We start from the raw sequence: 25,204 nt of genomic DNA on the forward strand, positions 1-25,204 counted from the left end.
GATTGTGGCGGTCCCTCAGTCGGAAATCGAAACCCGGCCAGGATTCACAAGTCGATGACGACGTCACGAACCGGTTGGGAGCAGCAAACGAGAAGGTTGCCGTCAGCAGGCTTCTCGAGTGGCTGCGGTCCATAGGCGACCTCGCCCGAAACCAAACCGCTCTCACAGTTGTGACAAACACCGGTCCGGCACGACCAACGGACCGGGACGTCGCACGCCTCGGCGAGTTCCAGAATGCTCTGATAGGCTGACGCCTTCCAGTGTACGGCGATGCCACTCCTCGCGAACGATACCAGCGGACCGGTGCTGGCGTCGGCCCTGGGCAGATGTGGAGCTCGCGTCGCTGCGCCGACGACACCAGGAGTCATCGACTCGCTGCCGTTGAAGATCTCGACGTGAATCCGATCCGGCGCCACGTCCAAGGCTGCGAGCGCCTCTTTCATATCTGCCATGAAGCGAGTCGGCCCGCAGAGATAGACATCCGCGTCTTGCGGGATGCCGACCTCGTTGAAGACCGATCGCGACAGGTGACCGGTGGCATCGAAATCCTGGCCCATCTTGTCCTGCGAGCCCGGCCGACTGTAACAAACATAGCTACGGCCGTGGGTGAGGGCTGGCATGAGGCGGCGAACCTCGGCGGCGAATGGATGATGCTGCCGGTCGCGAGCCGTGTGCAGCCACAAGACCTCCCGTGTCGAGCGGGCTGCCGCCAGCGCGTACAGCATCGCCAGCACAGGCGTCGCCCCGATTCCCGCGCTGAGCAACACCACGGGCCGCTCTCCGGATTGCAGGATGAAGCTTCCACGCGGCGAACTGACGTCGAGAACGTCGTCCACGCGGACATGCTCCCGCAGGTAGTTTCCACCCGCTCCATTCGGCTCGATCTTCACGCCGATCCGATAGTGCTCTGTCGAGAGAGGACCCGAGAGCGAGTAGCTGCGGAAGAGTGGCGGCCCGCTGTCGCTCGGTCGAAGACGCAAGACGACGTACTGGCCGGGCAGCGCCGCCTTCAGCGGCTGACCGTCCCGATCTCGCATCGAAATGGAGAGGACGTCCGCGCACTCCTGATCGATTGCGGCCACCGCGAGCGGCTGAAATCCTGGTGCAACCGGATGCGAAGCCGCTGCCGGCGCGAGCCCTGCGTTGCCGCTTCCCGCGCCAGTCGTCTGACTCTGCAGTAACGCCTCAAGCGACACGCGCCATCCGGGCGAAAGCGCCTCGATCCGCAAGGCGCGCTCCAATCGATCGCGTGGATGATTGGGCGAATAGAGAAGCGCGTTGATCTCTGCGACCGTCATTCGCTCATTCGCCTCTCCTACCTTCACGATTTCGTCGCCGGCGCCTACTTCGCCTTCCTGCAGGACGCGGAAGTAGAACCCCGGACGGCCGCTGGATGTCAGCAATGCCGGCATCCGCGGTTCATTCATCCGAATGCCGACCCGATAGCAGGTCACGCGGGGCTGAGTGACCTCGAACAGTGCACTGCTGATTTGATAACGGTCGCCGATGCAAACCGTATCGTCGGGTAATCCCTCAATCGTGAAGTTCTCGCCGAACTGTCCATGGACGAGGTCGGTCCTCTTCAACTGCTCCTGCCAGTAGCGATACGATTCGATCTGGTAGACGAAGACGGCTCGCTGCGCACCCCCGTGGCCGCTCAGGTCGCCTTGACCGTCTCCATCCAACTTCAACCGGCCGACCCGACAACGGCCACGCACGGGATTTTTCCAGATCCCGGTGTGTACAGTGCGGCCCTTCCATTCGATATCACGCGGAAGTCCGACGTTCACCGACAGCAGTCGCGCCATGTCCTGCTCCACTTTGACGGGGACCGAAGGTGCTTCCTAGCCGCCGCCACCTGGCTCACGGACCACTTCGGAGACGTCGATGTTGCGATCTGGGCCGTGCGCAACCACCGACTGGCCCGGCTCGAGATGAAGCTGGGTGCCATCGAGATGGACCGAGACGATATCCGGTTCGAATGACACCAGGTTGGAGATGCGGCGGACCTCGGGATAGGCGTCAGGATACCACCATGCCGCCAGACGGGCCTCATCGATGGAGTAGTAGCTGCAGAGCCCTTTGTATGGGCAGAAGGTCTGGAGTTTCACGGGAGTGAGGGCGGACTCGTCGATGTCGGCGCGTGGAACGTACCAGCGCGGTGCGAAGCCGGACTCGTAGAGGACGAGCGGCCGCTTGGTATCGGCGATGATCCGGTCACCATGGCGCACCACGAGGTTACGGGAGGCTTGGCGAATATCGATGCGGTGGTAGGGGTCAGCGGCATGGCCCACGATTCGCTCGTCTTCTTCGTAGAAGGCGTCCATAGCCCGCCAGGCGAACGCAACGCGAGCCTGCAGTTCGCTCGCATGGGGAGGAAGAGTGGTGTGCTGCCACGCCCCTCGCGGTGCGACGTGCTGCTCGTCGGCCCGGACGCTGTACCAGGACGTGAGCCCGAGATCGGCGTGTTGGGTGGTATGCTCGGTGCGTTCAAGGACGCGTGGGGAAATGTCGGTCTCCGGGAAGTAGGCGACCGGATAGCGGCCTGGTTCGAAGAGCAGGAGGGCATTCTCGCTATCGGCGATCCAGGTTCCCCCAAAGCGGACGCGCATACGCCGGCGCAACCGCTCGACGTACAGCAGTCTCTTGGGCAGCGGTTCGGGCACCAGGAACCGGCCGATTGCTCCCGTTGAGAGCGGACCTTGTTGCCAGGACAGTCCCATGGTTTTCTCCATGGGTTTGATGATCGAGGCTCTGAAACGCCAATCTGGCGTCAATGTTCCACGAGAGGATGGCGATTCTCGCCTTGGCTTTGGCGCTCGCCCGTCCCTACGGAGGTGATCGAATGGAGCAGCGTACCGAATGACAGCTACGGTAACCCAGTTAGCCTAACGCCCCCATCCAGCCAGCGATAGCCCGTCCGATTTCGTCGGGCGAATCCTCCTGAACGAAATGGCGCCCCGCGATCGTCACCTCGGCCTGCGTAGGGAAGCTGCGGGCCAAGTCGAGCTCCGCGGTTTGAGCGAGGATCCCGCCAGGCTCGGCCTTCAGGAACAGCTTGGGTATATTGCTCTGCGCCAGCCAATCCGCGTAAGCCTTCGCGATCGCAGTCACGTCGGCGGGCTCGCCCTCGATGGGAATCTGCCGGGGCCAGGTCAGCGTCGGCCGCCGTCCCTCGCCGGGCTCGGCGAACGGCCGCCGGTACTCCGCCATCTCCTCGGTGGAGAGGGCGCGCAGGATGGCCGCCGGCAGGATCTTCTCGATGAAGAAGTTGTCTCGCAGCACCATCTCCTCGCCGGCCTCGGAACGCAGTCCCTGCAAGGCGTGACGCATTCCGAACTTGTCCCAGTGGTCCCAGTTCTGCGGCCCGACGATCGCCTCCATGTACGCGATACCCTTCACGGCGTCGCGGTGGCGGTTGGCCCAGTCGAAGCCGAGGGCCGAGCCCCAGTCATGGATGACCAGGGTGACCCGCTCTCGCACATCCAGGGCCTCGAGCAGAGCGTCGAGGTAGCGGCGGTGCTCGACAAAGCGATACGAGCCCGGACCACTGTTAGGCAGCTTGCCGGAATCGCCCATGCCGATCAGGTCGGGGGCGATACAGCGGCCTAGTGGCTGCAGGTGCGGCAACACGTTGCGCCAGAGGTACGACGAGGTGGGATTACCGTGCAGCAGCACGATGGGGTCGCCCTCTCCAACCTCCACATACGCCATCTCGCTGCCGAGGACCCGCCGCCGCTGCTTTTGGTACGGAAATGCCGCAGAGATCATGTTCGCTTCTCCCGGATTAGCTGACTAAGAAGTCTTTGCTGACGGCAGACCTTCTCAGTCGGTACGCAACTTCGCTGGCGCAATGGCTCGCCGTACAACGGACTTTAGAGGCAGCAGTTCGGGCGCGAGGAGCTGGCCGCTTCAACCTGTTGAGAGCGAACTTCGTTGCCAACACAGTCCCATGCGCTCCCCATGGGTTTGACGTTCGAGCCCCGCCAACAATCTCGAACACAGATCCGGCGGCAAGGTTCCTCGACAAGAAGCGCGTGCCTAACGACCGTTCTGGGTCATTAGTGACCGGGTCGAGCCAGTGGCAAGTCCCGGCAAGTCCGCTATGCCGCCGGAAGCGGAAGTGAATTCAGGGCATTAGCGGCAACGCAATAGTCATGGCGGCGCTGCCTGGGCCGTGATTCAAGCTCCCAAACCGGAGCCTCGAATCATGCGTTACGAACTCAGCGATTACGAATGGACCACCATCAAGCCGATGCTGCCCAACAAGCCGCGCGGAGTTCGCCGGGTAAATGACCGTCGCGTGCTCAATGGTATCTTTTGGGTACTCCGTTCAGGTGCACCGTGGCGCGACTTGCCAGAGACCTACGGTCCTCGCACCACCTGTTACAATCGCTTCGTTCGCTGGCGGCGGGCGGGCGTCTGGGACCAGATCATGGCTGCGCTGGCCGCCGGTCATGACGCTGCGATGCAGATGATCGATACCTCCGTCGTGCGCGTGCACCAGCATGGAGCATGCATCTCGAACAACAATCACCAGCATATGGGCCGCTCGCGAGGGGGCCTGACAAGCAAGATTCACGCGGTGGTGGATGCCAATGGCCTGCCGGTCCATCTAGCCATCACGCCCGGTGAGGCGCACGACAATCGGTTGTGCTCCGTTCTTCTGGGTGCATTGCTTCCGAAGACAATGTTACTGGCGGATCGCGGATACGATGCGGACTGGATCAGGGAGCTTGCTCGACAGCAAGGAGCGTGGGCGAACATTCCGCCGAAACGAAATCGCAAGGACCCGATCTGCTTCAGTCCGTATCTCTATCGTGCGCGAAATCTCGTCGAACGGTTCTTCAACAAGATCAAGCAATGTCGGCGTGTCGCAACCCGATATGACAAGCTCGCAGCCAACTATTTGGCGTTCGTCAAACTCGCCTCAATCCGAATTTGGTTACGCGCTAATGAGTCCGCGCCATAGCAAACGAAGTTCCTTGCCTCGTCGGTAAGCAGGATCGACGACGCGTTAGGTCCAAGCATGGGTCCACGAGAAGGCAGCAGGCGAAAAATTGCTTTGTTTGCAATGAGCTACGAGCGTGCGGCACCGGTTTGATCATCCGGAGGCCGGTGCGAGGCTACGGGAGATCGGCAGCATCCTGCGCGGACCGGATGGAGGAGGCGACCAAGGGCCGGCTCGGAGTGGGCCCACGAACGAGATTGCGCGCTGAACTGGGCATCGGTGCCGCTAAGAGGCCACGTGGAGCGACTTTCCAATCTGTTGGTACTCAACAGCCCATCTAAAAAGTCGGCACCCGACTGCGTGGCACGAGGGCGCGTTAGGTTTCTCGACGGGCGTCGAGGTCGATCGTGATTGGGACAGACGCCCTCGCGACGCACTGAAGATTGAAAGCCCCCCGATTTGCGCTTTAGGAGCCAAGGGTGTTTTTGGCCCAAGAACCTGCTCGAAATACCCTCACGAATGTGGGCGAGGGCTATGCGGTCGCTCTCAAAATGCGCGCAGTGACAGAATCCGCGCTACATTTCGCTCTGGCAAGTCGTTCCGTATCGGGCTCGAAAAGTAGCGATATCGGCAGGTAGTGTAAGGCCAGAAGTGCGAGAGGAGAGAGGGGCAATGCGGATAAGCCCGATTACGCTTCTTAAAACAATTGCTGCTAGCGGGGTCGTAGGCGTCCTACTTCTCTTCACCCCGGTTGGCGGCTACGTGAGTTTCTGGCTCGGCGGAGGCTTGTTCCTTGCCTCCATCGCGTTGCTTGGATATGCGATCCTCGACTGTCTAGGTTTGGCCAGGGCTCTTCAATCATCCTCATTCAAAGAACTTGTTAGAAATATTGCGATCTCGATCGCCTTGATGGCTGCTTCAATAGCTCTACAGGCCGTCCTGCCGCCACCGCCTCCTTCCCTGCTTAGCACTGGAAGTGACGACTGTAGGCCATCTCGGTACTCAGATTGCTAATCCATGTGCCGGCTCAAGCGTGCTGGTATGGGAGCAGCCGCACTGCAGAAGAGCCGCCGTCGATTGCTTGTGGTGACGACTAAGCCGGGACCACGCCGCTGAGGGATCACCCGGGCGATCTCTGATCCTTAGGTGCACCATCCCTAAAGGTCAGCACCTACCTGTACCCTGCGAGCATGCCACTTAAGTCTCTCGGCGGGCAGAGAAGCTCGGCTGATCGGGCCTCGAATGTGCCTTTAGGAGCAAGCACGTTGAGCGCCATCAAAGCTATTCGAAATCTCTTGCATATCTCGACAACCATTTGGATGACAAGTCTGTCAATCCTCTGTCTAGTTTCGCCTGATAACCCGTGAAGCGCGATGTCAATCGATTGTAGGTCCGCAGCCTCATTCCTTTCGGCCGGGGAGGCGGAATGCAATTCTCTGGCGCGCAATTGCTCGACAGGCGCGCCCTGATTTTCGCCTTGCCAGCATGAGCGCGGTCAATCGAGGTTCTAAACTGAGAGAGATACGCAACTTTGGACGGCCAAGCGTGTCGGCTTGCGAATTGGCTTGCACCTGGTGGCTTCCAGACCACCGATGCAAGGCGACCTGTAACGGGACAAACGAAATACCACTGTTGACCACCGAAATTCCTCGGCTGTGCCAAAAGCTCAATCTCTTGCGAGATGTCGTCGATCAAAACTTGCAGCAGACTCTCACCTTCATCAACAGATATAACGCGGATAGAGGCCGAAGCTACCACGCCCGCATTCTGTTTGGTCCAATTGATCGTGCGTGCCTCGCTAGGAGTGCCGTTGAGTTGAACAAAGTTGTTCTTTACCAACCACTGTAGATTGAGAAACAACCCATCCTGGAGGCAAACGCGTGCGCGACGTCGTGACATTTGAGTCTCCATGTCGGCGTGAGCATCCGACATATATCATTCGACGTCGCAATGGCGACCCTCCGACCACCAAGATGATCATGAGCTTGGCATTGAAGGCAGGCGCGCCGACAGGGCCGAGGATTTTGCCTGCGACCGCGTTGATCGGCACGTGAGGCTGCCTAAGCTCGCGAAAATAAATCGCAGCACGAAATAGGTGGTGCCGTCGACGGCTGCGGTAGCGGCGAGAACGAAGAGGAAGCGCTAGAGGGAATGCATTCGCACGCCGTCCCTTATCGGGGCGCCTTGGCAATGGGATGGCGGAGGTAACCGCTGGTTACCGCAGTTTTCAAGAGGCCTCAATGCCGAGAGATTGGCCGCGGCGTCGTGCCGAAATTGATTATCGGACTCGGGAATCCGGGCGGCCAACTCACGAGCAAATGGTGAGTTCGCTTATCGCTCGAGAACATCAACTCGCCAGGACGATGGATGACGCTAGTCCAAGCGGACGGGTTCGTATCTGCAGTGTTAAACACAAGGTCTAGTTCAAAACCCAACATGCTGACTCGTGCCCCGCCGAACCTGCGATGGTCGGTGAGGGGGGCGATATAGCTGTTGTTGATGCCGGCCCTAACTACGGCATCTGCAGGAACCACGAAGTATAAGCCGGCCCGGTCATCCCAAATGTCGTGGAATAGTGCCTTCTCGGCTTTCGCGACGTCGATCGAGTGTGAACCGCGAAGTTTCTTTCCATCCTGAGCTCCGACGGAATAGTAGAGCCCGCAGGCTACTTTCAGCATCCATTTTTCAATGACGGTGCCGCTGACGAGATCGATAAGCGGATGTCGATAAGCACGCCCCTCGTTGGCCTCGATCCCAGCCAGAATTGAAAAGAATCGGCCGGCTTCCGCATCCAGAGGTGAAAGCGCATTGTTGTGCCGCTCGCATAAGATATTCGCGACCATCGCTGAGATTGGAAGGCCTTGGGTGGCACCTGGCGCCTGCCACGGCATGCCAGATATCTGGAGAGCTGCTCCTCCCAACCCTGAAAGCTTACTGATCTGCTCCAGGATGTTTGCAGAGAAATAGTGTTCGCCACTAATTTTCGTGGAGCAATCGTTCGTTCCCCGGAGATAGCAACCGGGGTGAGCGTAACCGGTGGCTGGAGCTGGCGGCACGATCGACGGGACTCGCTTCCGAAATTTTCCGTCCGTCTTGTCATAGCAGCAGGAGACCGAAACCGAGCGGCTGCCACACGGGCAGAGCATCGTTGGGCGTATGTTTATTGTGGTCAAGTCCTACTTACTCGTCAGCCACCTTGGACCAGTCGCCGTTAGCATCCTTCATATCGCGGTGCTTTTTCTCGGTGTCCCAATCCATGCAGGTCCGGATGTCGAAGGAGCTGTTGAAGGTGCACAACTCCCTGTGAATGATCCTGTCGTTCATATCTTTCGTGACTTTGATCATCGCGTCTGTTCCGTCCATCTTGAACCAGACGCCGTTGAAACAGACCTTCAACTCAGGTTGGCAGGTCCTCATGCTGTTTGCCTTCCCGCCGTTTTGCCGAGCGGACAGCAGAACCACCTGCGTGACGAAGTCATCCCATGTCGGCGGCGATTTCGAAGTTGGCGCGAGGCTCATCGGATCGCTAGGCCGTGTCTGTTGGGGCGTTTGTCTCGCCATCTGACCCGGCTCCAGAGACACGGGCGGAGGATTCGCGGCGACTTGGCTGGGCTTGCCCATCATTGTCGTGCCCATCGATTGCAGGTCCTGCGGGGTAAGCCAGACCATGTCGCTCGGCGCGGTGACCACCATCCTGCCGATGATCGCCGGCGGCACTCCGAGTTCCTTTGCCATCTTGGCCATGGAGACTGTTGCCGCCCCAGAGGCAACCGTCTCTTCTCCATTTTCACCGGAGGCGCCGTGAACCCCGATTTGAGCGCCGTAGCTGACGTTCTTCTGTGATCCGGCCGCGAACATGAGGAAGCAGGCCGACGCGCAGAACGCTGTCTTCCCAACATTAGTCGACATTTTGCCGAACCTGATCGCGTCAGCGATCTTCGCTCCCTCGAGCAAGTTGCCGCCGGGAGAATCGAGCCGGACGTTCGCGACGTACTTGCCGCTGTCGTTTGCCTGCTTCACCGCAGCTGAAAATCTGTCGGCATCGCCCGGCACGATCTCGCCGGTGATCCAGATGGTCGCCTGACCTGATTTGCCGACGCCGACTTTGACCTCCGCGGAGTGACCGGCCTGGATGGTCAAGAAAACCGCCGCGAAGCCGTAGGCAGCCGCGCCGGCAATCCGTATCGCACTCATGAAAAACGCCCCAATAAACCCTTCGATCTTCCCGCAACTAAAAAGCGCAGGCAAGCCCGTTCACAACAGTTCCGCGGGGATACTTTCGGGGCAGGACGCCGAGGCGCGCCGGAGTTCACCCCAAGAGGGGGTAGATTCTTCAGCGATTCGGTGAGACGGGCAGCGGAGCGTGAGAATCCCCGCCGATGGGCCTTGCCCGGCCTCGATTGGCACCAGAGCGTTGGCAGGGCGATCCTTGCCGGGATCATTTCCGCCAACGAAGCGAACGTGCCGATGTGCCGTCGGCGCGACCGGCTCGCTATGCCGGGAGTGCCATGGCTATGCAACACCCCTTCGGGGTAAAGGCCGTGGCACATCGTCTCTGGCGATGTTCTCACCCTCCCGGTGCCAAGGCGCCCGGCCGTGAGAAGAGGGTAATTCCAGAGACCTCCATGAAGACCACGACGTCACAACGCCCAGCGGCGCCCCGCTGGTAAGCTCTATTTCAAGACCGACATTTCCCCCCAGCAGCTCTTTGCCGCGCTCGGGCGCCTGCGCCGCGAAGCCATGGTCGAGATCGAGCGGCTGCTCGCCTTCCTCGATGAGACGGAGCCGGACTCCGACCTCGAGCCAACGCTCGGCGCAGTCGAAGCGCACCCGGCGCCGGGCCTCTATGGCTCGGCGCTCGGCGATCAGACCGGCTGGGCTGCCGGCAACCGTGATGATCGGGAAGGGGATCCCGGTTGCGATCGCGAGCCCTCCCTGTGTGGGGCGCACGCCGATTCCGGGCCGTCCCTGAACGACGCCGAGCTCCACGACAACGAGCCGAGCCTGAGCTTGCCCGAAGGCCATGAAGATCAGAGCAGGGTGTGTGGGGAGAGACAACGGACCGTGAGCACTGCGAACCGGTGGCCGGCCCGAAACTACGCGCCGCAATCGGCGCGCAAGGCAGGCGATTGCCACGGGCGGAGGCGGGGTCTGCGCCGACTACACCGGCGACGGCCACCGGCTCGGGGGCCTGACGCGCGGTAGCGACAGCTTGTCGATCGCCGCAGGCGCCGTCGGTTCGTGATGTCCGCCGATTAGGGCTGGAACGACTCACGTGCGCGCTGCATTAGTTTCAGCGGCGACGGAATTACCAGTGCCAACAACGGCCGCACGGTGTAACGCCCGAGCGGCCGTTGTCATAAGCGACGACAGCATCGTCCGTTGGAACCGCCCCGCGTTGTGACCGAATTGACTCTGTCTCGCGAATTCTGCATCAGACGTCCGCTGTTGCGTGGCAATCCAATCGCCGTGCGCGTTAGGATGCCGTTATGTCGATTAACAAAGCAGATTCTCAGCCTTCCAGAGCCGAACCCTGCTCAGCAGGAAAACGGCCGTTGCTGATGCGCGACAAGGACGTCCGCAGGGCTCTGCACGGCAAGGTGCTGCGAGAGCACCATGGTCAGCCCGATACTCTCGTGCTCGATGAGCTGGGACTTCGCCATGGGACGTGCCGCGTCGACATCGCCGTCGTGAATGGCTTCCTTCACGGCTATGAGATCAAGAGTGACGCCGACACTCTCGATCGACTCCCGAGTCAGGTCGAGATCTACGGCAAGGTGCTGGACCGAGCGACCTTGGTTGTTGGTGAGCGGCACGTCGAGAAGGCGAAGGCGCATTTGCCTGATTGGTGGGGCATCAAGGTCGTCTGCGCCGGACCTCGCGGAGGCATCGATTTCGAGGCTGTGCAGCCTGTTCGAATGAATCCCGCGATCGATCCACTCGCGCTGGCCGAGCTGCTCTGGCGTCCAGAAGTCATCGCCATCCTGGCCGCCCGTGGTGTCGCGCCGAAGACCTTGCGGCAGCCGCGAGGTGCCCTCTACAGGCACCTCGTGGGGCTTATGCCGTTGCAGGAGCTGCGGGTGACGATCAGGCAGCAGCTGAAAGACCGTGCGCGATGGCGAGGTCATCGACCACCTTCGTAAGATGGTGGTTCGTCGACACCCACACCCATGTCGACAGATTGCCCGTCGCGACCTTGCCCGCGGCGCAGTCGGCGATGTAGGCATCGCCAGCCGAGAAGTGGGCCCCTGAGTACCACGGCTGCGCCATGATGGTTGCGCACATGGACTGGAACTGGCCAAACCCGTGCGATCGCACCTGTGCGCCTTTTTCGTAGTACCAGTAGTCCGTTATCGTGTAGCGCATCTTGGCGAACGGCTTCACCAGGCGCATGTCGAGCTCGATCGGGTCAGGATGTGCGACGGCGTAGTCGCCAAACGTCGGGATACGGCCGCCGCTGCCCAGCGTCGGCAGCAGCGCCTTGTAGGACTGCCACTCCATGCGCGGGATGAACGACGGCGATTGAATGCCGGCGACCGTGGCAGGATAGGATGTTCCGGCAATGGTCACAGTGCGCCAGCGGTTCAGTGCCGGCACCTTGGACAGCAAGGTCTGCATGATGGTGACGAACACCGTCATTGGGATGTAGGTCTGCGCCTCGAGGTCGACGACCAGATCGCAGTATCCCCACCCGTCCGCTACCTGACGAAGCAGGCTCTCAATGTCGTTCGTGAGGTTGGCGCGATCAAAATCAGGCAAGTAGAGCCGGAGGCAGACGCCGTTGCGGTCCTGTCGCGCGACAGCACCAACGGCTGCAATAAACGCGGGATCGCTTCGCAGGCTCACGACGGGGATGGCGACGCATCCCTCGGCACGGGCCGTGTCAAAAAGCACCTCGACGCAGTGCTTGCCGCCAGCACAGATCGGACTCAAGGAAACGTATTTCAGGTCCACGAAGCAGGGCCGGGCCTGCCACTTTGACTTCAAGCGCTTGCCAAAGTCGCCGATGTGGGAGTCCAACGTCTCCTTGTTGGTCTGTGTCTCGAAATCGAAGCCTACCGGCGGGATCTCGAGCAACGGCGTGATCTTGGCCTTCACCGGGTCAGACAGTCGGCTGAGCGCTTGATATTCGCCCATCTTCCACTTCAGAATCGGGACATAGTGATTGTGATTGAACACGTTTTGGCTCCAAAGAAGATAACGTTGACACTTTTTTCTTCCTCTAATGCCAGATCTGGTGGCCAATTTCGTCGGAACAATGGCATCAAGTGCCCATTATGCATTTTTTTTGGTTCATTAAGCCATGTAGGCAAGCGTCTTGTCGGCGGATTGGCCGCTTCTGCTTGATCGGAGCCAAGCGAAAACGAGCCCGTCCGTCATCGCGACGGGCCGCAAGGGTCTAGAGGATTGCCTGAACCCAAGCGATGGCCGCCGCGGCCAGATCGGCGAGCTGAGCGTAAAAGGCCTTGAACCAGGGCGTGCCTGCAAGGGCCTCGAGGCCTTTGTTCCCGACGAATTGGCCAGCTCCGGCGAGTACACCGAGCGCGAAAGCGCTCATCGCGGTCTTGCCCCTCTCGGCCCTATTCGCTGCCGACCTCGCGGCCTCCAAAATTTCACGGGCCCCAGCTTGGTTGCGCGGTCCTTCTTCCGACAGCAACGCGACGAGACGGTCTGCCTCGAGCATATCCTGCGCGGCCGTCGGAGCGAATTCAGGTCCCTGGTTGTGGCCAGGCCCGACCGGTCGTGATTGCAAGACGACCTGCATCAGTGCCCGTTGCGCCCTGACGTTCTCCCAAAGCGCGTCGACTGCATCGGGGGTGCCAACGCGAACGGTGATCGTGGCGACGCCCTGCGCAGCAGCGGATGAATTCCCCCCAGCAAAGCCGAAGGATTCAGCGAAGCCTCGGTCCGGCTCTCGCGAGAAGCCCACCATCATAGCACCGGCCTGACCGACGCCGACCGCCGAGCTGCGAGGATCACCTTCGCCGCGAATATTGCCGGCGCTGCCGACTGCCTCGGAAGTTGCAGCTCCGTCTGCGGCGGCTGATGAAGCTCCAGCGGCACTGCCGATGGCTTCAGTTCCTATGATTGCGGCAATCTGGTTCCGGCGCCGCTGCCGCGATTGCCGGTCGGCAATACGTTGATCACGAGCCATCGCGGATTCCAGCGTCGGTTGTCATCTTGATTCGGGACCCAACTCAGGACCCAAACATAACCAAACGGAGTGATACGAGCGAGGATCAACAGAGCGGCCCAACGCTCGTAACCTGCTGACATGCGTGACCAATCATCACGGGGCGGCATCAAGCGCGATGCCGCCGCCCGTCCTCCAAAACCGGGGGTCGCAGGTTCGAGCCCTGCCACTCCTGCCAGCTTTTAATCAACAATTTTAATGCCTTGGCCGAGGTCCCGGACCCCGGCCATGATCCTGTTCGCCTACTTGATGAGCGGGCAGCCGCCGTCCTTCAGCGGCCGGAACGCCTGGTCGCCGGGCACTTCGGCGAGCACCTTGTAGTAATCCCACGGCGCCTTCGATTCCTCGGGCTTCTTGACCTCGAACAGGAACATCGAGTGCACCATGCGGCCGTCCTCGCGCACCACGCCGTTGTCGGTGAAGGCGTCGCGCACCGGGGTCGCGCGCATCTTGGCCAGCACCGGCTTGGTCTCCTTGGTGCCGGCGGCCTTCACCGCGTTGAGGTAGTGCAGGGTGGCGCTGTAGGTTGCGGCCTGGTTCATCGTCGGCATCCGCTTCATGCGCTCGAAGAAGCGCTTGCCGAAGGCGCGGGTGCGGTCGTTGAGATCCCAGTAGTAGGCTTCGGTGATGATCAGGCCCTGCGCGAGCTTCAGCCCGAGGCTGTGGATATCCGAGATGAACATCACGATGCCGGCGAGGTTCTGCCCGCCCGCGACGATGCCGAATTCGGAGGCCTGCTTGATGGTGTTGATGGTGTCGGCGCCGCCATTGGCCATGCCGATGATCTTGGCCTTCGAGGCCTGCGCTTGCAGCAGGAAGGACGAGAAGTCCGGCGTGTTGAGCGGATGCCGCGCGCTGCCGAGCACCTTGCCGCCGGCGGCGCGGACCACGTCGCCGGTGTCGCGCTCGATCGAATGGCCGAACAGATAGTCGGCGGTGATGAAGAACCAGGTGTCGCCGCCGTTCTTCACGATTGCGCTGCCGACGGTGTGGGCGTTGGCGTAGGTGTCGTAGGTCCAGTGCAGCGTGTAGGGCGAGCAGGACTTGCCGGTGATGTCGGAACTCGCCGCATCCGTCACGATCATGATCTTCTCGAACTGCTTCGACATCTCCATGCCGGCGAGCGCGGTCGCCGAGGTCGGCATGTCGATGATCATGTCGACATTCTCGGCCTCGTACCATTTGCGGGTGATGGTGGCGGCGACGTCGGCCTTGTTGAGAGCGTCGGCGGTGACGAGCTCGATCGGCTTGCCGAACATCGACCCGCCGAACTCCTCGATCGCCATCTTTGTGGCCTCGACATTGCCGGCGCCGCCGATGTCCGAATAGACCGACTGGAAATCCGTGAGCACGCCGATCTTGAGCGGCGCCTGCTGCGCGAGCGCCGGCCCTGCCAGCACAGCCGCGATCAGGCCGGCGGCGGACAGACTCGTGACGATGGATTTCATGATGGTGTGCCTCCCCGAGGTGTTCTTATCAGTTTGTCCGACAAAGTTAGATTTGCCCGGTTCCGGTGTCAATTCCGACCGCCCGGGTGCGACAATCAGGCCGAATATTGCCCGTTTGACGCCCTAAGGGCCTTCGCCTATCTTTTGTCCGACAAACAACAATCGGGGTCCGGGGGAGCTGAAGATGCCCACCACGCCGCTGTTCCGGCGTATCGATGTCGCGCCGGCCTATCAGAAGGTCGCCGACGCGATCGAACGCGAGATCATCAACGGCCGGATCAAGCCGGGCGAGCCGATCGGCACCGAGCAGCAGCTGGTTGCGCAGTTCGGCGTCAACCGCTCGACGGTGCGCGAGGGCATTCGCGTGCTCGAGGAGGGCGGGCTGATCCGCCGCGATTCCAGCCGCCGGCTGCAGGCCTGCCTGCCGCGCTACAACAAGCTCGCGACGCGACTGTCCCGCGCGCTGATCCTGCATGAGGTGACGTTCCGCGAATTGTTCGAGACCTCGATGACGCTGGAGGTCGCGAGCGTCGAGGGCGCGGTGGAGCGCGCGACCGAGGAGAACATCGCCGAGCTCGCCGGCAATCTCGAGCGCAGCGCAGCTGTCGTCGGCAATCCCGCGGCGCTTGCCGAGCTCGATGCGGAATTCCATGTGCTGATGGCCAAGGCTTCGCAGAACCGCGTGCTGCAGCTGGCGCGCGAGCCCGCCGCGCAACTGTTCTTTCCGACCACCGAGATGATCGTGGGCGGCGTGCCTGAGGGCGGCGCGCGGCTGGTCGAGGCGCACCATCATCTGCTCGACGCGATCAAGCGGCGCGACAAGGAGGCCGGCGTGCTGTGGACGCGGCGGCACCTGCAGGACTGGCGGCGCGGCTTCGAGAAGATCGCCTCGCTCGATCGCTCGGTCGAGCACACCTACATGGAACACGCTTACGCCGCGCGGCAATAGCGACGGCGGGGCCAAGACAAGACGAAACAAGAGAACGACAACAAGCACATTCGGGAGGGACAAATGAGCGGAGACATCGCAGCAACCATCCAGCGCGCCCGCGAGCACAGCATCGGCGATTTGTTGCGCCGGTCGGCGAAGCGCTACCCCGGCAAGACCGCGCTGATCTGCGGCGAGGTGAGCTGGAGCTTTGCGGAGATGGACGCGATCTGCAATCGGCTCGGGCGAGGCTTGCTCGCGCTTGGCGTTGCGAAGGGCGATCGCGTCGCGGTGCTGTCGCGCAACTCGCACGGCTTCGCCGCGCTGCGTTTCGCGGCGGCGCGGATCGGCGCCATCCTGGTGCCGATCAACTTCATGCTCAATCCGGACGAGATCAATTTCATCCTCGCCAATTCCGGCGCCAAGCTGCTCGCGGCCGGCCCCGATTTCGTGGAGACGGCGCACGCTGCGGCCGCCAAGGGCTCGGCGGTCGAGACCCTGATCTGGCTGCCGGGCGAGGACCCGGCCACCGCGCCCGAAGGCATCACGACGTTCGATACCCTGTTGCACGGCGACGCCTCCGCGCCGGAGGTATCGGTGGACAGCCGCGATCCCGCGCAGATCATCTACACCAGCGGCACCGAGTCGCTGCCGAAGGGCGCGATCCTTACCCATGAAGCCGTCATGTGGCAGTATGTCAGCTGCATCATCGACGGCGGCATGGCGACGGACGACACGGTGCTGCACGCGCTGCCGCTCTATCACTGCGCGCAGCTCGACGTTTTCCTGGGGCCCGCGATCTATCTCGGCGCCACCAGCCTCATTACCGGCAAGCCGGTGCCCGACAATGTGCTGGCGCTGATCGCGGCCCACAAGATCAATTCGTTCTTCGCGCCGCCGACGATCTGGATCGCGATGCTGCGCTCGGGCGCATTCGACCGCACCGATCTGTCGACCCTGCGCAAGGGCTACTACGGCGCCTCGATCATGCCGGTCGAGGTGCTGCTCGAGTTGCAGCGCCGGCTGCCCGAGGTGAAGTTCTGGAATTTCTACGGCCAGACCGAGATCGCGCCGCTCGCGACCGTGCTGACGCCGGAGGACCAGCTGCCGAAGGCAGGCTCGGCCGGCAAGCCCGCGATCAATGTCGAGACGCGGGTGGTCAGGCCTGATATGACCGACGTCGGGGTGGGGGAGGTCGGCGAGATCGTGCATCGCTCGCCGCATCTGTTGTCAGGCTATTACAACGATCCGGTCAAGACTGCGGCCGCGTTCGCCGGCGGCTGGTTTCATTCCGGCGATCTCGCGACCGTCGATGCCGACGGCTACATCACCGTCGTCGATCGCGTGAAGGACATGATCAAGAGCGGCGGCGAGAATGTCGCGAGCCGCGAGGTCGAGGAGATGATCTATCGCCTGCCTTCGGTGTCGGAGGTCGCGGTGGTCGGGCTGCCTGATCCGCGCTGGATCGAGGCGGTGACCGCGATCGTCGTGGTCAAGGCCGGCCAGAGCCTCGATGCCGACGCCGTCATCAAGCATTGCGCGGCGTCGATGGCCCATTTCAAGGTGCCGAAGCAGGTCATTTTCGTGGATGCCTTGCCGAAGAATCCGAGCGGCAAGCTGCTCAAGCGCGAGCTGCGCCAGCGCTATGTCGGCGGCGCCACGCTCGACCAGGCGGTGCAGAAGAGCTTCGCCGGCTAGGCTGTCTATTGGCCAGCTGTCGCCGGCGCCTTGTCCGACCATTCCGGCGGCAAGCCAAGCTTGCCGGCGGCCATTCCGACCAGGCCGGGACTGCGGCCGAACGCCTCGCAGGCCGCGTATTTCGGCTTGCCGCCGAGCGTTGCGCCAATCTTGTCGAACGATGGCAGCTCCGGCGCCTTTCCGAATGGCGTCGCGCCGGTGACGACGAGCTTGCTGAAATCGTCGCTGAAGGAAGGGGCGAGATCGTAGGCGTCACCGGCGCTCGAGACCATCGGCGAGTTGGTGAACGAATTCGCCCCGCGGGCCCAGATCATCGCCGCCTGCTGGCGGCTGGCCTGATCGCGCACCTCGGCTTCGACGGTCAGGCTGCCAAGCCCGACCGGCAACCGCGGCACCGGCACCGGCACGCCCGCGCCGAGCGCGCTCGGCAGGAAGCTAACCACCTTGGAAGTGCCCGCCGCGACCTCGTCGGTGGGCGCCGCCTGGGTGACAAGCGCGTGCACGGACAGATCCGCAGGCTGATCGGCACCAACGACCTGAAGCCGCTCGCTCAGGCCGACGCACAGCGAACGATCGATCGCGTTGGCCACCAGGTGCCGCTGCTCCTGGGACAGCGTCGGCGACGCTGTCTGCGAGAAGGTCGTCGGGACGATCCGCACCGTCTTCGCGGCGAGGACCTCGTCCTTGTTGACGCGAACCAGCGATTTCGCCAGCACTCCGTCGGACGGCGTGAGATTGTCGTAGGATGCCAATGACCCGCCCCGCGTCATCGGTGCGCTGGCACAGCCCGACAACAACGCCACCACAACCGCAGCGCCCGGCAGAAATTCGATTCTCATGTACCCCTCGAACGACCGCTCACCCCACGAACGATCGGACGTCACGATAGGGCGGGGCCGCCGGGGTCGGGATTAAGAGATATTAAGTCAGATGTAGCTCGCGAAACCGCGCGACCTATTTGAGCCACATTTGGCCGTGCAGGCTTAACAAAACGCTATATTTGCGCACTGCGCATCCGGGGCCGAGGCCTCTAAAATGCCGTGATGCAAATCCTGGAATACGACCTCGTGGCTTTCCCCGTCACCAACGCACGCATCCTCTGCGTCGAGGACGATGCCGATATCGCGCGCATGCTGGCCGAGGTGCTTGAGGACAACGGCTTCCGACCGGTGCTGGTCGGCTCGGCCGTGGAGATGGATGCGCTGCTCAAGCGCGAGAGCTTTGATCTCGTCGTACTCGACGTGATGCTGCCGGGCGAGGATGGGCTGAGCATCTGCCGGCGCCTGCGCATGTCGTCTTCGATTCCGATCATCATGGTCACCGCGCGGGGCGAGGACATCGACCGCATCCTCGGCCTCGAGCTCGGTGCCGATGACTACGTCACCAAGCCGTTCAATTCGCGCGAACTGGTCGCCCGCATCCGGGCGCTGCTGCGCCGCGTCGAGAGCGGCGCCTCGTCGCGGTCACGGCCGCGTCCGCTGACCTTTGCTGGATGGCGCATCAACCCCACTACCCGTGAGCTGCATGACCCCGCGGGCGTCCGGATCACGCTGACCGGTGCCGAGTTCGATCTGCTGCTGGCGTTCTGCCGCAATCCTGGGCAGGTGCTGTCACGCGAGCAATTGATCGAGCAGGCCTTCGGCGGCCTGATCGCCTCAGTCGAGCGCAGCGTCGACGTTCATATCAGCCGCATCAGGCAGAAGATCGAACCGGATCCGAAGGACCGCTCGATGATCAAGACGGTGCGGCTCGGCGGCTACCTCTTCACGCCTGCGGTCGAGCAGATATGATGGGATGGGCGCAGCGGCTGATGCCGCGCAGCGTCGCTGCGCAACTCATGAGCCTCGTCGCGCTCTCGGAACTGATCGGCATCACGCTCGCGGCGGTGACCATCATCTATCTGTTCGATTCTCCCTCGATCACCGACACGCAGAAGTTTCTGGCCGGGCGGGTCGCGGAGCTCACGCAGCTTGTGCGTTCCACGAAGACGCCGGCAGACGCGGATGAACTGCTGGCCGCAGCCAGGCGCGGCGGTCTCGACGTCAGGCGCGTCGCCTTGGGCGAACTGGTGCCTCGAACAGCCGCAGAGACGCGGTCGTTTTCCATGCGAGCGTTCCGGCAACTCGCTGCCGAGCCCGGAATTGAATTGATGGAGGATCTGCGCCATCCCGCAGGCTCGTCGTCACAGGTGATCGTGAGACTCGACGATGGCCACGCGCTGATGGCCGACGTTGCGGTCAAAGGCGGCCTTTGGTCCACTTTGCTCCGCCCGCTGGCCGGGGGGACGATCATCGTGCTGATCTCGATGCTGCTGCTGTCGGTCTACGCGGTGCGTTGGGTGATCGCGCCGCTGGCCGACGTCGCGCGTGCCGCGACCTCGTTCGGCCGCTCGCCGCGGGCTCCCGAGGTGCTGCGCCGGCGCGGTCCGCTCGAGATCGCCCAGGTCGCCGACGCGCTGAACGACATGCGCACGCGTATCGCAGCGCTGCTCGACGACCGCACCCGCATGCTCGCCGCCATCAGTCATGACCTGCGGACGCCGCTGACCCGGCTCAGGCTGCGTACCGAGCGCGTCGGCGACGACACCCTGCGCCCGGCGATGCTGGGCGATATCGCCAAGATGACGCGCATGATCAACGAGACCCTGGAGTATCTGCGCGAGGATGCCCGCTCGGAGGCGGCGTCGTTCATCGACCTGCCGAGCTTCCTGCAGACCATCTGTTCGGACTTCGCCGACATGGGCCACGCGGTATCCTATGCCGGGCCGGCGCGTCTGCCTTATGCCTGCCGGCCCCGCGCGCTGTCGCGCGCCGTCACCAATATCGTGGAGAATGCGGTCAAGCACGGCAGCAAGGTCGCGGTGACGCTTCGCCCCATGGAGGCCGGCCACATCGAGATCGAGGTGGCCGACGACGGTCCGGGCATTCCGCCGGCGCTGCACGACAAGGTGTTCGAGCCCTTCTTCAAGGCCGACAGCGCCCGGCAGGAGGGGGGCTTCGGGCTGGGGCTGTCGATCGCGCAGGATATTGCCAAGCGTCATGGCGGCAGCATCGCGTTGAGGCTGCGGGAGCCGAGCGGACTGCTCGTATCGATGCTGCTGCCGCCAAAACCCGGCCTGGCCTAGAGGAGGCGAGACGAACGACGCCGATCGCGCCAGGACGCCAGGGGATCGCAGTGCGCCGGCTAAGCCCTTGATTTGGAGAGACGAATGCCCGATCTGCCCGAACCGGGCGGGCGCCGGACCGGACCCCGCCGATCTTGACGTTTGGCCGGTCTCGCAGTAGATACCCGGCACTCGCAGCCGGCCCGCTTAGATGGCGGATATCCGGCGCGGCCTAATTCCCCGAACATTCGAGCTCGTTTATCGGCTCAACCTTCCTAACGAGGGCTGGGTCCGTAAGGTCGGCTGTTCGGATTCCTTGAAACGTTGCAATCGTCCGGTAACGGACGCGGATCTCACGATGGCTTTCAGCCCGTTCAAATTCCTGCAGGAAGTGCGCTCGGAGACCGCCAAGGTCACCTGGCCGACGCGCCGCGAGACGACCATCACCACCATCATGGTGTTCGTGATGGTGGCGCTGGCCTCGGTCTTCTTCTTCGCCGCAGATCAGATCATCCGCTATCTGATTACCCTGATACTGGGCATCCACTGATGAGCATGGGAACTCAATTGATGGACAAGCGCTGGTACATCGTCCACGCCTATTCGAACTTCGAGAAGAAGGTTCAGGAATCGATCCGCGAGCAGGCCAAGCAGCGTGGGCTGGAAGAACTGTTCGAGCAGATTCTAGTGCCGACCGAGAAGGTCACAGAGGTGCGCCGCGGCCGCAAGATCGACGCCGAGCGCAAGTTCTTCCCGGGCTATGTGCTGGTGAAGATGAAGCTGACCGACGAGGCGTTCCATCTGATCAAGAACACCCCGAAGGTGACCGGCTTCCTCGGCGCGGAAAACAAGCCGATGCCGATCTCGGAAGCGGAGGCGATGCGGATCCTGCACCAGGTGCAGGAGGGTGTGGAGCGTCCGAAGGCGTCGGTGTCGTTCGAAATCGGCGAGAACGTGCGCGTGGCCGACGGCCCGTTCGCCTCGTTCTCCGGTGTGGTGGAAGAAATCGACGAGGCGCGCTCGCGCGTGAAGGTCGCGGTGTCGATCTTCGGCCGCGCGACGCCCGTGGAACTGGAATTCGGTCAGGTCGAAAAGGTGGTCTGACCGGACGGCGCGGGGTATATGCCTCGCGTCAAGTCGAGAGGCCGTGGGAGGGAGGAGGCGGTCGCCAGCCCCTTCAACCGAACCACGGAACCTGAAACCGCCGGCCCGTCCGGCACAACAGGAGTGATAAATGGCAAAGAAAGTGACCGGATACCTGAAGCTTCAGGTCCCGGCCGGTGCGGCGAATCCTTCGCCCCCGATCGGTCCCGCGCTTGGTCAGCGCGGCCTCAACATCATGGAGTTCTGCAAGGCGTTCAACGCGCAGACCCAGAAGGAAGAGAAGAACACCCCGATCCCGGTGATCATCACCATCTATGCGGACCGGTCCTTCACCTTCGAGATGAAGACCCCTCCGATGTCCTACTTCCTCAAGCAGGCCGCCAAGATCCAGTCCGGATCGAAGGCGCCGGGCCGTGACAAGGCCGGCCAGGTGACCAAGGCGCAGGTGCGCGAGATCGCCGAGAAGAAGATGAAGGACTTGAATTGCGACACCATCGAATCGGCCATGAAGATGGTCGAGGGCTCTGCCCGTTCGATGGGTCTGGAAGTTGCGGGGTAACGGGCCATGTCAATCGGAAAGCGTTTGAAGAAGGCCCGCGAGGGCGTCGATCGCGAGAAGCTCTATCCGCTCGCGGATGCCATCAAGATGGTCAAGGAGCGCGCCAAGTCGAAGTTCGACGAGACGATCGAGATCGCGATCAATCTCGGCGTCGACCCGCGCCACGCCGACCAGATGGTCCGCGGCGTCGTCAACCTGCCGAACGGAACCGGCCGGACGCTGCGCGTCGGCGTGTTCGCGCGCGGCGCCAAGGCTGAGGAAGCCAAGGCCGCCGGTGCCGACGTCGTCGGTGCCGAAGACCTGGTCGAGAAGGTGCAGGGCGGCGCGATCGATTTCGATCGTTGTATCGCCACGCCCGACATGATGCCCCTGGTCGGCCGCCTCGGTAAGGTGCTCGGTCCGCGCGGCATGATGCCGAACCCGAAGATCGGCACCGTGACCATGGACGTCACCAACGCCGTGAAGGGTGCCAAGGGCGGCTCGGTCGAGTTCCGCGTCGAGAAGGCCGGCATCGTGCAGGCCGGCATCGGCAAGGCCTCGTTCTCCGAGGACAAGCTGGTCGAGAACGTCAAGGCGCTCGCGGATGCGGTCTCCAAGGCGAAGCCGGCGGGCTCCAAGGGCACCTACATCCAGCGCGTGGCGGTTTCCTCCACCATGGGCCCGGGCGTGAAGGTCGAGCCGGGCACGATCCTCGGCTGAGATCCTTGGCCGTGACGAGATAAAGAGGGGCGGGACCGGGCAACCGGTTCCGCCCTTTGTTTTGCCAAGGCGTTTTCAAGCGAAGTGGCTACCGGTTCGCGTGAAGAAAGCGCGCCAAGACAAAGATCTGAAGCCTCTCGCAGGAAAGAAGAACAATGCCCGATAAGGTCCTGGTTTATTCACGCTTTCCCAAGGCCCAGCTGATCCGCTTCGGCGAGCGCTATGAGCTGCTAAACGCGGCGGGCAAACGATTGGACGAAGCGTTCCCGGCGGCCGAGCTCGCCGATATCAGCGCCATGATCACCGCGGGCGGCACGGCGCTCGGCACGGAGGCCATGGACATGCTGCCGAAGCTCGGCGCGATCGTCTGCTACGGCACCGGCTATGACGGCGTCGATCTCGCCGCGGCCGCCAGGCGCGGCATCGCGGTCGGCCACAGCCCGGGGGCCAATGCGGCCTCCGTTGCCGACACGGCGGTGACCTTGATGCTGGCGTCGGTGCGGCGGCTGCTGGTGGCTGACAATTACGTCCGGAGCGGCGACTGGGCCGGTGCAAAGCCGTCGCCGATGATGCGGCCGCAGGCCGGCATGCGCGGCCGCAAGGTCGGCGTCTACGGCATGGGCGAGATCGGCCGCAAGATCGCCGCCCGCGTCGCGGCCTTCGAGACCGAGGTCGGCTATTTCAGCCGCTCGAAGCACGACGTGCCCTATCAATACTTTCCGACGCTGGAGGCGCTCGCCGATTGGTGCAGCGTGCTGCTGGTCGCCGTGCGCGCCGGCGCCGAGACCGAGCATGCGGTCAATGCCGACATCCTGCGCCGGCTCGGCAGCGACGGGTTCGTCGTCAACATCGCGCGCGGCTCGGTCATTGACGAGACGGCGCTGGTCGCGGCGCTGACTGACGGCGTGATCGCAGGTGCCGGCCTTGACGTATTCGCCAGGGAGCCGCATGCGCCCGATGCACTGACCGCTTTGCCGAACGTGGTGCTGTCGCCGCATCTCGGCGGCCACACGTTGGAATCGCACGTCGCCATGCAGGATTGCGTGCTGGCCAATCTCGCCGCGTTCTTTGCCGGCGAGCCGCTCGCCTATCCGGTGGCGATGACGTCCTGACCGGAGCTTCAGCTCCGGCGCGGCGCGTGGCGCAGCTTGTCCGGGTTGCGGACGATGTAGATCGCCGCGATCCGGCCGGTCTCGCCGTCGATCGCCATGCTCAGCGTGTGGTCGACTTCGCCATCGAGGAAGACCAGCGCGCCCGCGCCGCCATTGACCATCATCGGTTCGACGCGAACCTCGCTGCCGGCGTTCTTGCCGGCGATGCCGATGATGAAGCGGACGATCTTCTCTGCCCCCTTGATCGGCTTCAGCGCCGCCAGCTTGCGGCCGCCGCCGTCGGTGATCGCGATGGCATCCTCGCGCAGCAGGTTGGCGAGGGCGGAGACGTCGCCGCTGGCCGCGGCCTTGCAGAATGCCGTCAGCAGCCGTGCGTGGCCTTCGGGTGGCTCGACGGGAACAGGGCGGTTGTCGCGGACCGATCGGCGGGCGCGCGCGGCGAGCTGCCGGCAGGCCGCCTCGCTCCGCTCGAGGGTGCGGGCGACTTCCGCGAACGGCCGGTCGAACACGTCGTGCAGCAGGAACGCGGCGCGCTCGAGCGGCGTCAGGGCGTCGAGCGCCAGCATCAGCGCAAAGGAGAGATCGTCGGCGAGTTCGGTCGCCGCCTCGGCCGACAGCGCCTCGTCGAACACCGGCTCGGGCAACCAGGCACCGACATAGACCTCGCGCTGGGCGCGGGCGCTCTTCAGCCGGTCAAGACAAAGCCGGGTCACCACGGTGACGAGGAACGCCTCGGGATTGCGAACGTCGTCCGCCGCGGCGAACCGCAGCCAGGCGTCCTGGACCACATCGTCGGCATCGCCGCGGCTGCCGAGCATGCGATAGGCAAGCCCGGTTAGCCGCGCCCGATACGGAGCCAGCGGGTCGCGCTCAGGCAGCCTGCTTGATGACATCGATCTGATGGCCGGCCACGGTCACGCGGCGACACTCCCTGGCATATCCCAGCGCCAGCTTCATCATGGGGAAGATGCGGCCGATTTGTAGGGCCATGGCGAGGTCGATCACGCCTTTTTCGCCCCAGCGCGCGCGAACGGCGTCGCGGCAGGCGTCATCGTCGGTCGAGCGCTGCACGATTGCCTCCGCGAAGTGGAAGCCGAGCGCGGTGTCCGCGGTCATGGCGGCAACGTCACGACGGAGCACGGCGGTGACCTGCTGTTCCACCATTCCGGCTCCGATCGCCATGTCCACGACCAGTTGCGCACAGGGGCCGCAATCTTCTGCCAGGGCGCCGGTCAGCTTGGCGGCATAGAAGGCCTCAACCGGCGCGACCGCGCGGTAGGCGGCGGCCTTCATCGCGCCGGCGAATTTGAAGAACGCGGCGGGCGATTCCTTCAGCATGATCTCGAGATAGGTGGTGTCGTAGCCGTAGCGCCTGGAATAGGCGCGCAGCATGCGGCGCGCGATGAAG

The 25,204-nt window shown here is 63.0% G+C and carries 24 protein-coding genes; 11 read left to right on the top strand and 13 right to left on the bottom strand.

Features of this window, described 5'->3' with window-relative positions:
* Positions 1 to 44: 44 nt before the first annotated feature.
* The 3 genes from QA635_RS18610 to QA635_RS18620 all read right to left on the bottom strand — a co-directional run bounded on the left by QA635_RS18610 (position 45) and on the right by QA635_RS18620 (position 3,771).
* Entirely contained in the window at positions 45 to 1,808 is a 1,764-nt protein-coding gene (locus QA635_RS18610; RefSeq protein ID WP_283070901.1) for an MOSC and FAD-binding oxidoreductase domain-containing protein, read from the bottom strand.
* Between the two features lie 36 nt (positions 1,809 to 1,844).
* Positions 1,845 to 2,723: a DUF427 domain-containing protein gene (locus QA635_RS18615; protein ID WP_283070903.1), complete on the bottom strand. Its 879-nt coding sequence runs from the start codon at positions 2,721 to 2,723 to the stop codon at positions 1,845 to 1,847.
* A gap of 160 nt (positions 2,724 to 2,883) precedes the next feature.
* The gene (locus QA635_RS18620; RefSeq protein ID WP_283070906.1) at positions 2,884 to 3,771 is read right to left on the bottom strand and encodes a haloalkane dehalogenase; all 888 of its coding nucleotides are present in this window, start codon (positions 3,769 to 3,771) and stop codon (positions 2,884 to 2,886) included.
* Positions 3,772 to 4,210: 439 nt separating this feature from the next.
* On the opposite strand from QA635_RS18620, the gene QA635_RS18625 reads away from it, so the two are divergent.
* Positions 4,211 to 4,972 (top strand): IS5 family transposase, encoded by a 762-nt coding sequence (locus QA635_RS18625; RefSeq protein WP_283070908.1) that lies wholly within the window; start codon positions 4,211 to 4,213, stop codon positions 4,970 to 4,972.
* Between the two features lie 1,260 nt (positions 4,973 to 6,232).
* Here QA635_RS18625 and QA635_RS18630 read toward each other — a convergent pair.
* From QA635_RS18630 to QA635_RS18645, 4 genes are all read right to left on the bottom strand, one after another.
* Positions 6,233 to 6,850 carry a hypothetical protein gene (locus QA635_RS18630; RefSeq protein ID WP_283070910.1) on the bottom strand — a complete coding sequence of 206 codons (618 nt, stop codon included), beginning with the start codon at positions 6,848 to 6,850 and terminating at the stop codon, positions 6,233 to 6,235.
* 338 nt (positions 6,851 to 7,188) lie between these two features.
* The gene (locus QA635_RS18635; RefSeq protein WP_283070912.1) at positions 7,189 to 7,842 is read right to left on the bottom strand and encodes a hypothetical protein; all 654 of its coding nucleotides are present in this window, start codon (positions 7,840 to 7,842) and stop codon (positions 7,189 to 7,191) included.
* 289 nt (positions 7,843 to 8,131) lie between these two features.
* On the bottom strand, positions 8,132 to 9,145 hold the full coding sequence (locus QA635_RS18640; RefSeq protein WP_283070914.1) for a COG3904 family protein: 1,014 nt from the start codon (positions 9,143 to 9,145) through the stop codon (positions 8,132 to 8,134).
* A gap of 318 nt (positions 9,146 to 9,463) precedes the next feature.
* Positions 9,464 to 9,976: a hypothetical protein gene (locus tag QA635_RS18645; RefSeq protein ID WP_283070915.1), complete on the bottom strand. Its 513-nt coding sequence runs from the start codon at positions 9,974 to 9,976 to the stop codon at positions 9,464 to 9,466.
* A 536-nt stretch (positions 9,977 to 10,512) separates the two neighbouring features.
* Between QA635_RS18645 and QA635_RS41790 the strand changes: the two genes are divergently transcribed.
* A complete protein-coding gene (locus QA635_RS41790) occupies positions 10,513 to 11,094 on the top strand; it encodes a sce7726 family protein (protein ID WP_425249192.1) in 582 nt (193 codons plus the stop codon).
* Here QA635_RS41790 and QA635_RS18655 read toward each other — a convergent pair.
* From QA635_RS18655 to QA635_RS18665, 3 genes are all read right to left on the bottom strand, one after another.
* Complete coding sequence (locus tag QA635_RS18655) at positions 11,039 to 12,130, bottom strand: beta family protein (protein ID WP_283070919.1); 1,092 nt, start codon at positions 12,128 to 12,130, stop codon at positions 11,039 to 11,041. The two genes, QA635_RS41790 and QA635_RS18655, sit on opposite strands and share 56 nt — an antisense overlap.
* A gap of 220 nt (positions 12,131 to 12,350) precedes the next feature.
* Positions 12,351 to 13,106, bottom strand: coding sequence for a hypothetical protein (locus QA635_RS18660; RefSeq protein WP_283070920.1), 756 nt, complete (start codon positions 13,104 to 13,106; stop codon positions 12,351 to 12,353).
* Between the two features lie 281 nt (positions 13,107 to 13,387).
* Positions 13,388 to 14,593, bottom strand: coding sequence for an ABC transporter substrate-binding protein (locus QA635_RS18665; protein ID WP_018272156.1), 1,206 nt, complete (start codon positions 14,591 to 14,593; stop codon positions 13,388 to 13,390).
* A gap of 184 nt (positions 14,594 to 14,777) precedes the next feature.
* Here QA635_RS18665 and QA635_RS18670 point away from each other — a divergent pair, with 184 nt between their 5' ends.
* Both QA635_RS18670 and QA635_RS18675 read left to right on the top strand, forming a co-directional pair.
* Positions 14,778 to 15,542, top strand: coding sequence for a FadR/GntR family transcriptional regulator (locus QA635_RS18670; protein ID WP_018272155.1), 765 nt, complete (start codon positions 14,778 to 14,780; stop codon positions 15,540 to 15,542).
* Between the two features lie 63 nt (positions 15,543 to 15,605).
* Positions 15,606 to 17,219 carry an acyl-CoA synthetase gene (locus tag QA635_RS18675; protein ID WP_283070923.1) on the top strand — a complete coding sequence of 538 codons (1,614 nt, stop codon included), beginning with the start codon at positions 15,606 to 15,608 and terminating at the stop codon, positions 17,217 to 17,219.
* Positions 17,220 to 17,224: 5 nt separating this feature from the next.
* Here QA635_RS18675 and QA635_RS18680 read toward each other — a convergent pair whose 3' ends face one another.
* Positions 17,225 to 18,058 carry a DUF3313 domain-containing protein gene (locus tag QA635_RS18680; RefSeq protein ID WP_283070925.1) on the bottom strand — a complete coding sequence of 278 codons (834 nt, stop codon included), beginning with the start codon at positions 18,056 to 18,058 and terminating at the stop codon, positions 17,225 to 17,227.
* A gap of 204 nt (positions 18,059 to 18,262) precedes the next feature.
* Between QA635_RS18680 and QA635_RS18685 the strand changes: the two genes are divergently transcribed.
* From QA635_RS18685 to QA635_RS18715, 7 genes are all read left to right on the top strand, one after another.
* Entirely contained in the window at positions 18,263 to 19,009 is a 747-nt protein-coding gene (locus tag QA635_RS18685) for a response regulator (RefSeq protein WP_225160344.1), read from the top strand.
* Positions 19,006 to 20,343 carry an ATP-binding protein gene (locus tag QA635_RS18690; protein ID WP_283070927.1) on the top strand — a complete coding sequence of 446 codons (1,338 nt, stop codon included), beginning with the start codon at positions 19,006 to 19,008 and terminating at the stop codon, positions 20,341 to 20,343. The genes QA635_RS18685 and QA635_RS18690 overlap by 4 nt, the downstream gene beginning before the upstream one ends.
* A 337-nt stretch (positions 20,344 to 20,680) precedes the next feature.
* Positions 20,681 to 20,872 carry a preprotein translocase subunit SecE gene (gene secE, locus QA635_RS18695; RefSeq protein ID WP_028335448.1) on the top strand — a complete coding sequence of 64 codons (192 nt, stop codon included), beginning with the start codon at positions 20,681 to 20,683 and terminating at the stop codon, positions 20,870 to 20,872.
* Between the two features lie 20 nt (positions 20,873 to 20,892).
* Complete coding sequence (gene nusG / locus QA635_RS18700) at positions 20,893 to 21,426, top strand: transcription termination/antitermination protein NusG (RefSeq protein ID WP_021081670.1); 534 nt, start codon at positions 20,893 to 20,895, stop codon at positions 21,424 to 21,426.
* 130 nt (positions 21,427 to 21,556) lie between these two features.
* Complete coding sequence (rplK, locus tag QA635_RS18705) at positions 21,557 to 21,985, top strand: 50S ribosomal protein L11 (RefSeq protein ID WP_016840552.1); 429 nt, start codon at positions 21,557 to 21,559, stop codon at positions 21,983 to 21,985.
* A 6-nt stretch (positions 21,986 to 21,991) separates the two neighbouring features.
* Positions 21,992 to 22,684 (top strand): 50S ribosomal protein L1, encoded by a 693-nt coding sequence (gene rplA, locus QA635_RS18710; RefSeq protein WP_018272150.1) that lies wholly within the window; start codon positions 21,992 to 21,994, stop codon positions 22,682 to 22,684.
* A 155-nt stretch (positions 22,685 to 22,839) separates the two neighbouring features.
* Positions 22,840 to 23,796, top strand: coding sequence for a 2-hydroxyacid dehydrogenase (locus tag QA635_RS18715; RefSeq protein ID WP_283070928.1), 957 nt, complete (start codon positions 22,840 to 22,842; stop codon positions 23,794 to 23,796).
* Between the two features lie 8 nt (positions 23,797 to 23,804).
* Here the strand turns inward: QA635_RS18715 and sigJ are convergent, their stop codons facing one another.
* A complete protein-coding gene (gene sigJ, locus QA635_RS18720; RefSeq protein WP_283070930.1) occupies positions 23,805 to 24,689 on the bottom strand; it encodes an RNA polymerase sigma factor SigJ in 885 nt (294 codons plus the stop codon).
* Positions 24,667 to 25,188, bottom strand: a complete 522-nt coding sequence (locus QA635_RS18725) for a hypothetical protein (RefSeq protein ID WP_283070931.1) — start codon at positions 25,186 to 25,188, stop codon at positions 24,667 to 24,669. Before QA635_RS18725 ends, sigJ begins: the two co-directional genes overlap by 23 nt.
* Positions 25,189 to 25,204 lie beyond the last annotated feature (16 nt).

Origin of the sequence: Bradyrhizobium brasilense (genome assembly GCF_029714345.1) — a bacterium.
GTDB classification, from domain to species: domain Bacteria; phylum Pseudomonadota; class Alphaproteobacteria; order Rhizobiales; family Xanthobacteraceae; genus Bradyrhizobium; species Bradyrhizobium australafricanum.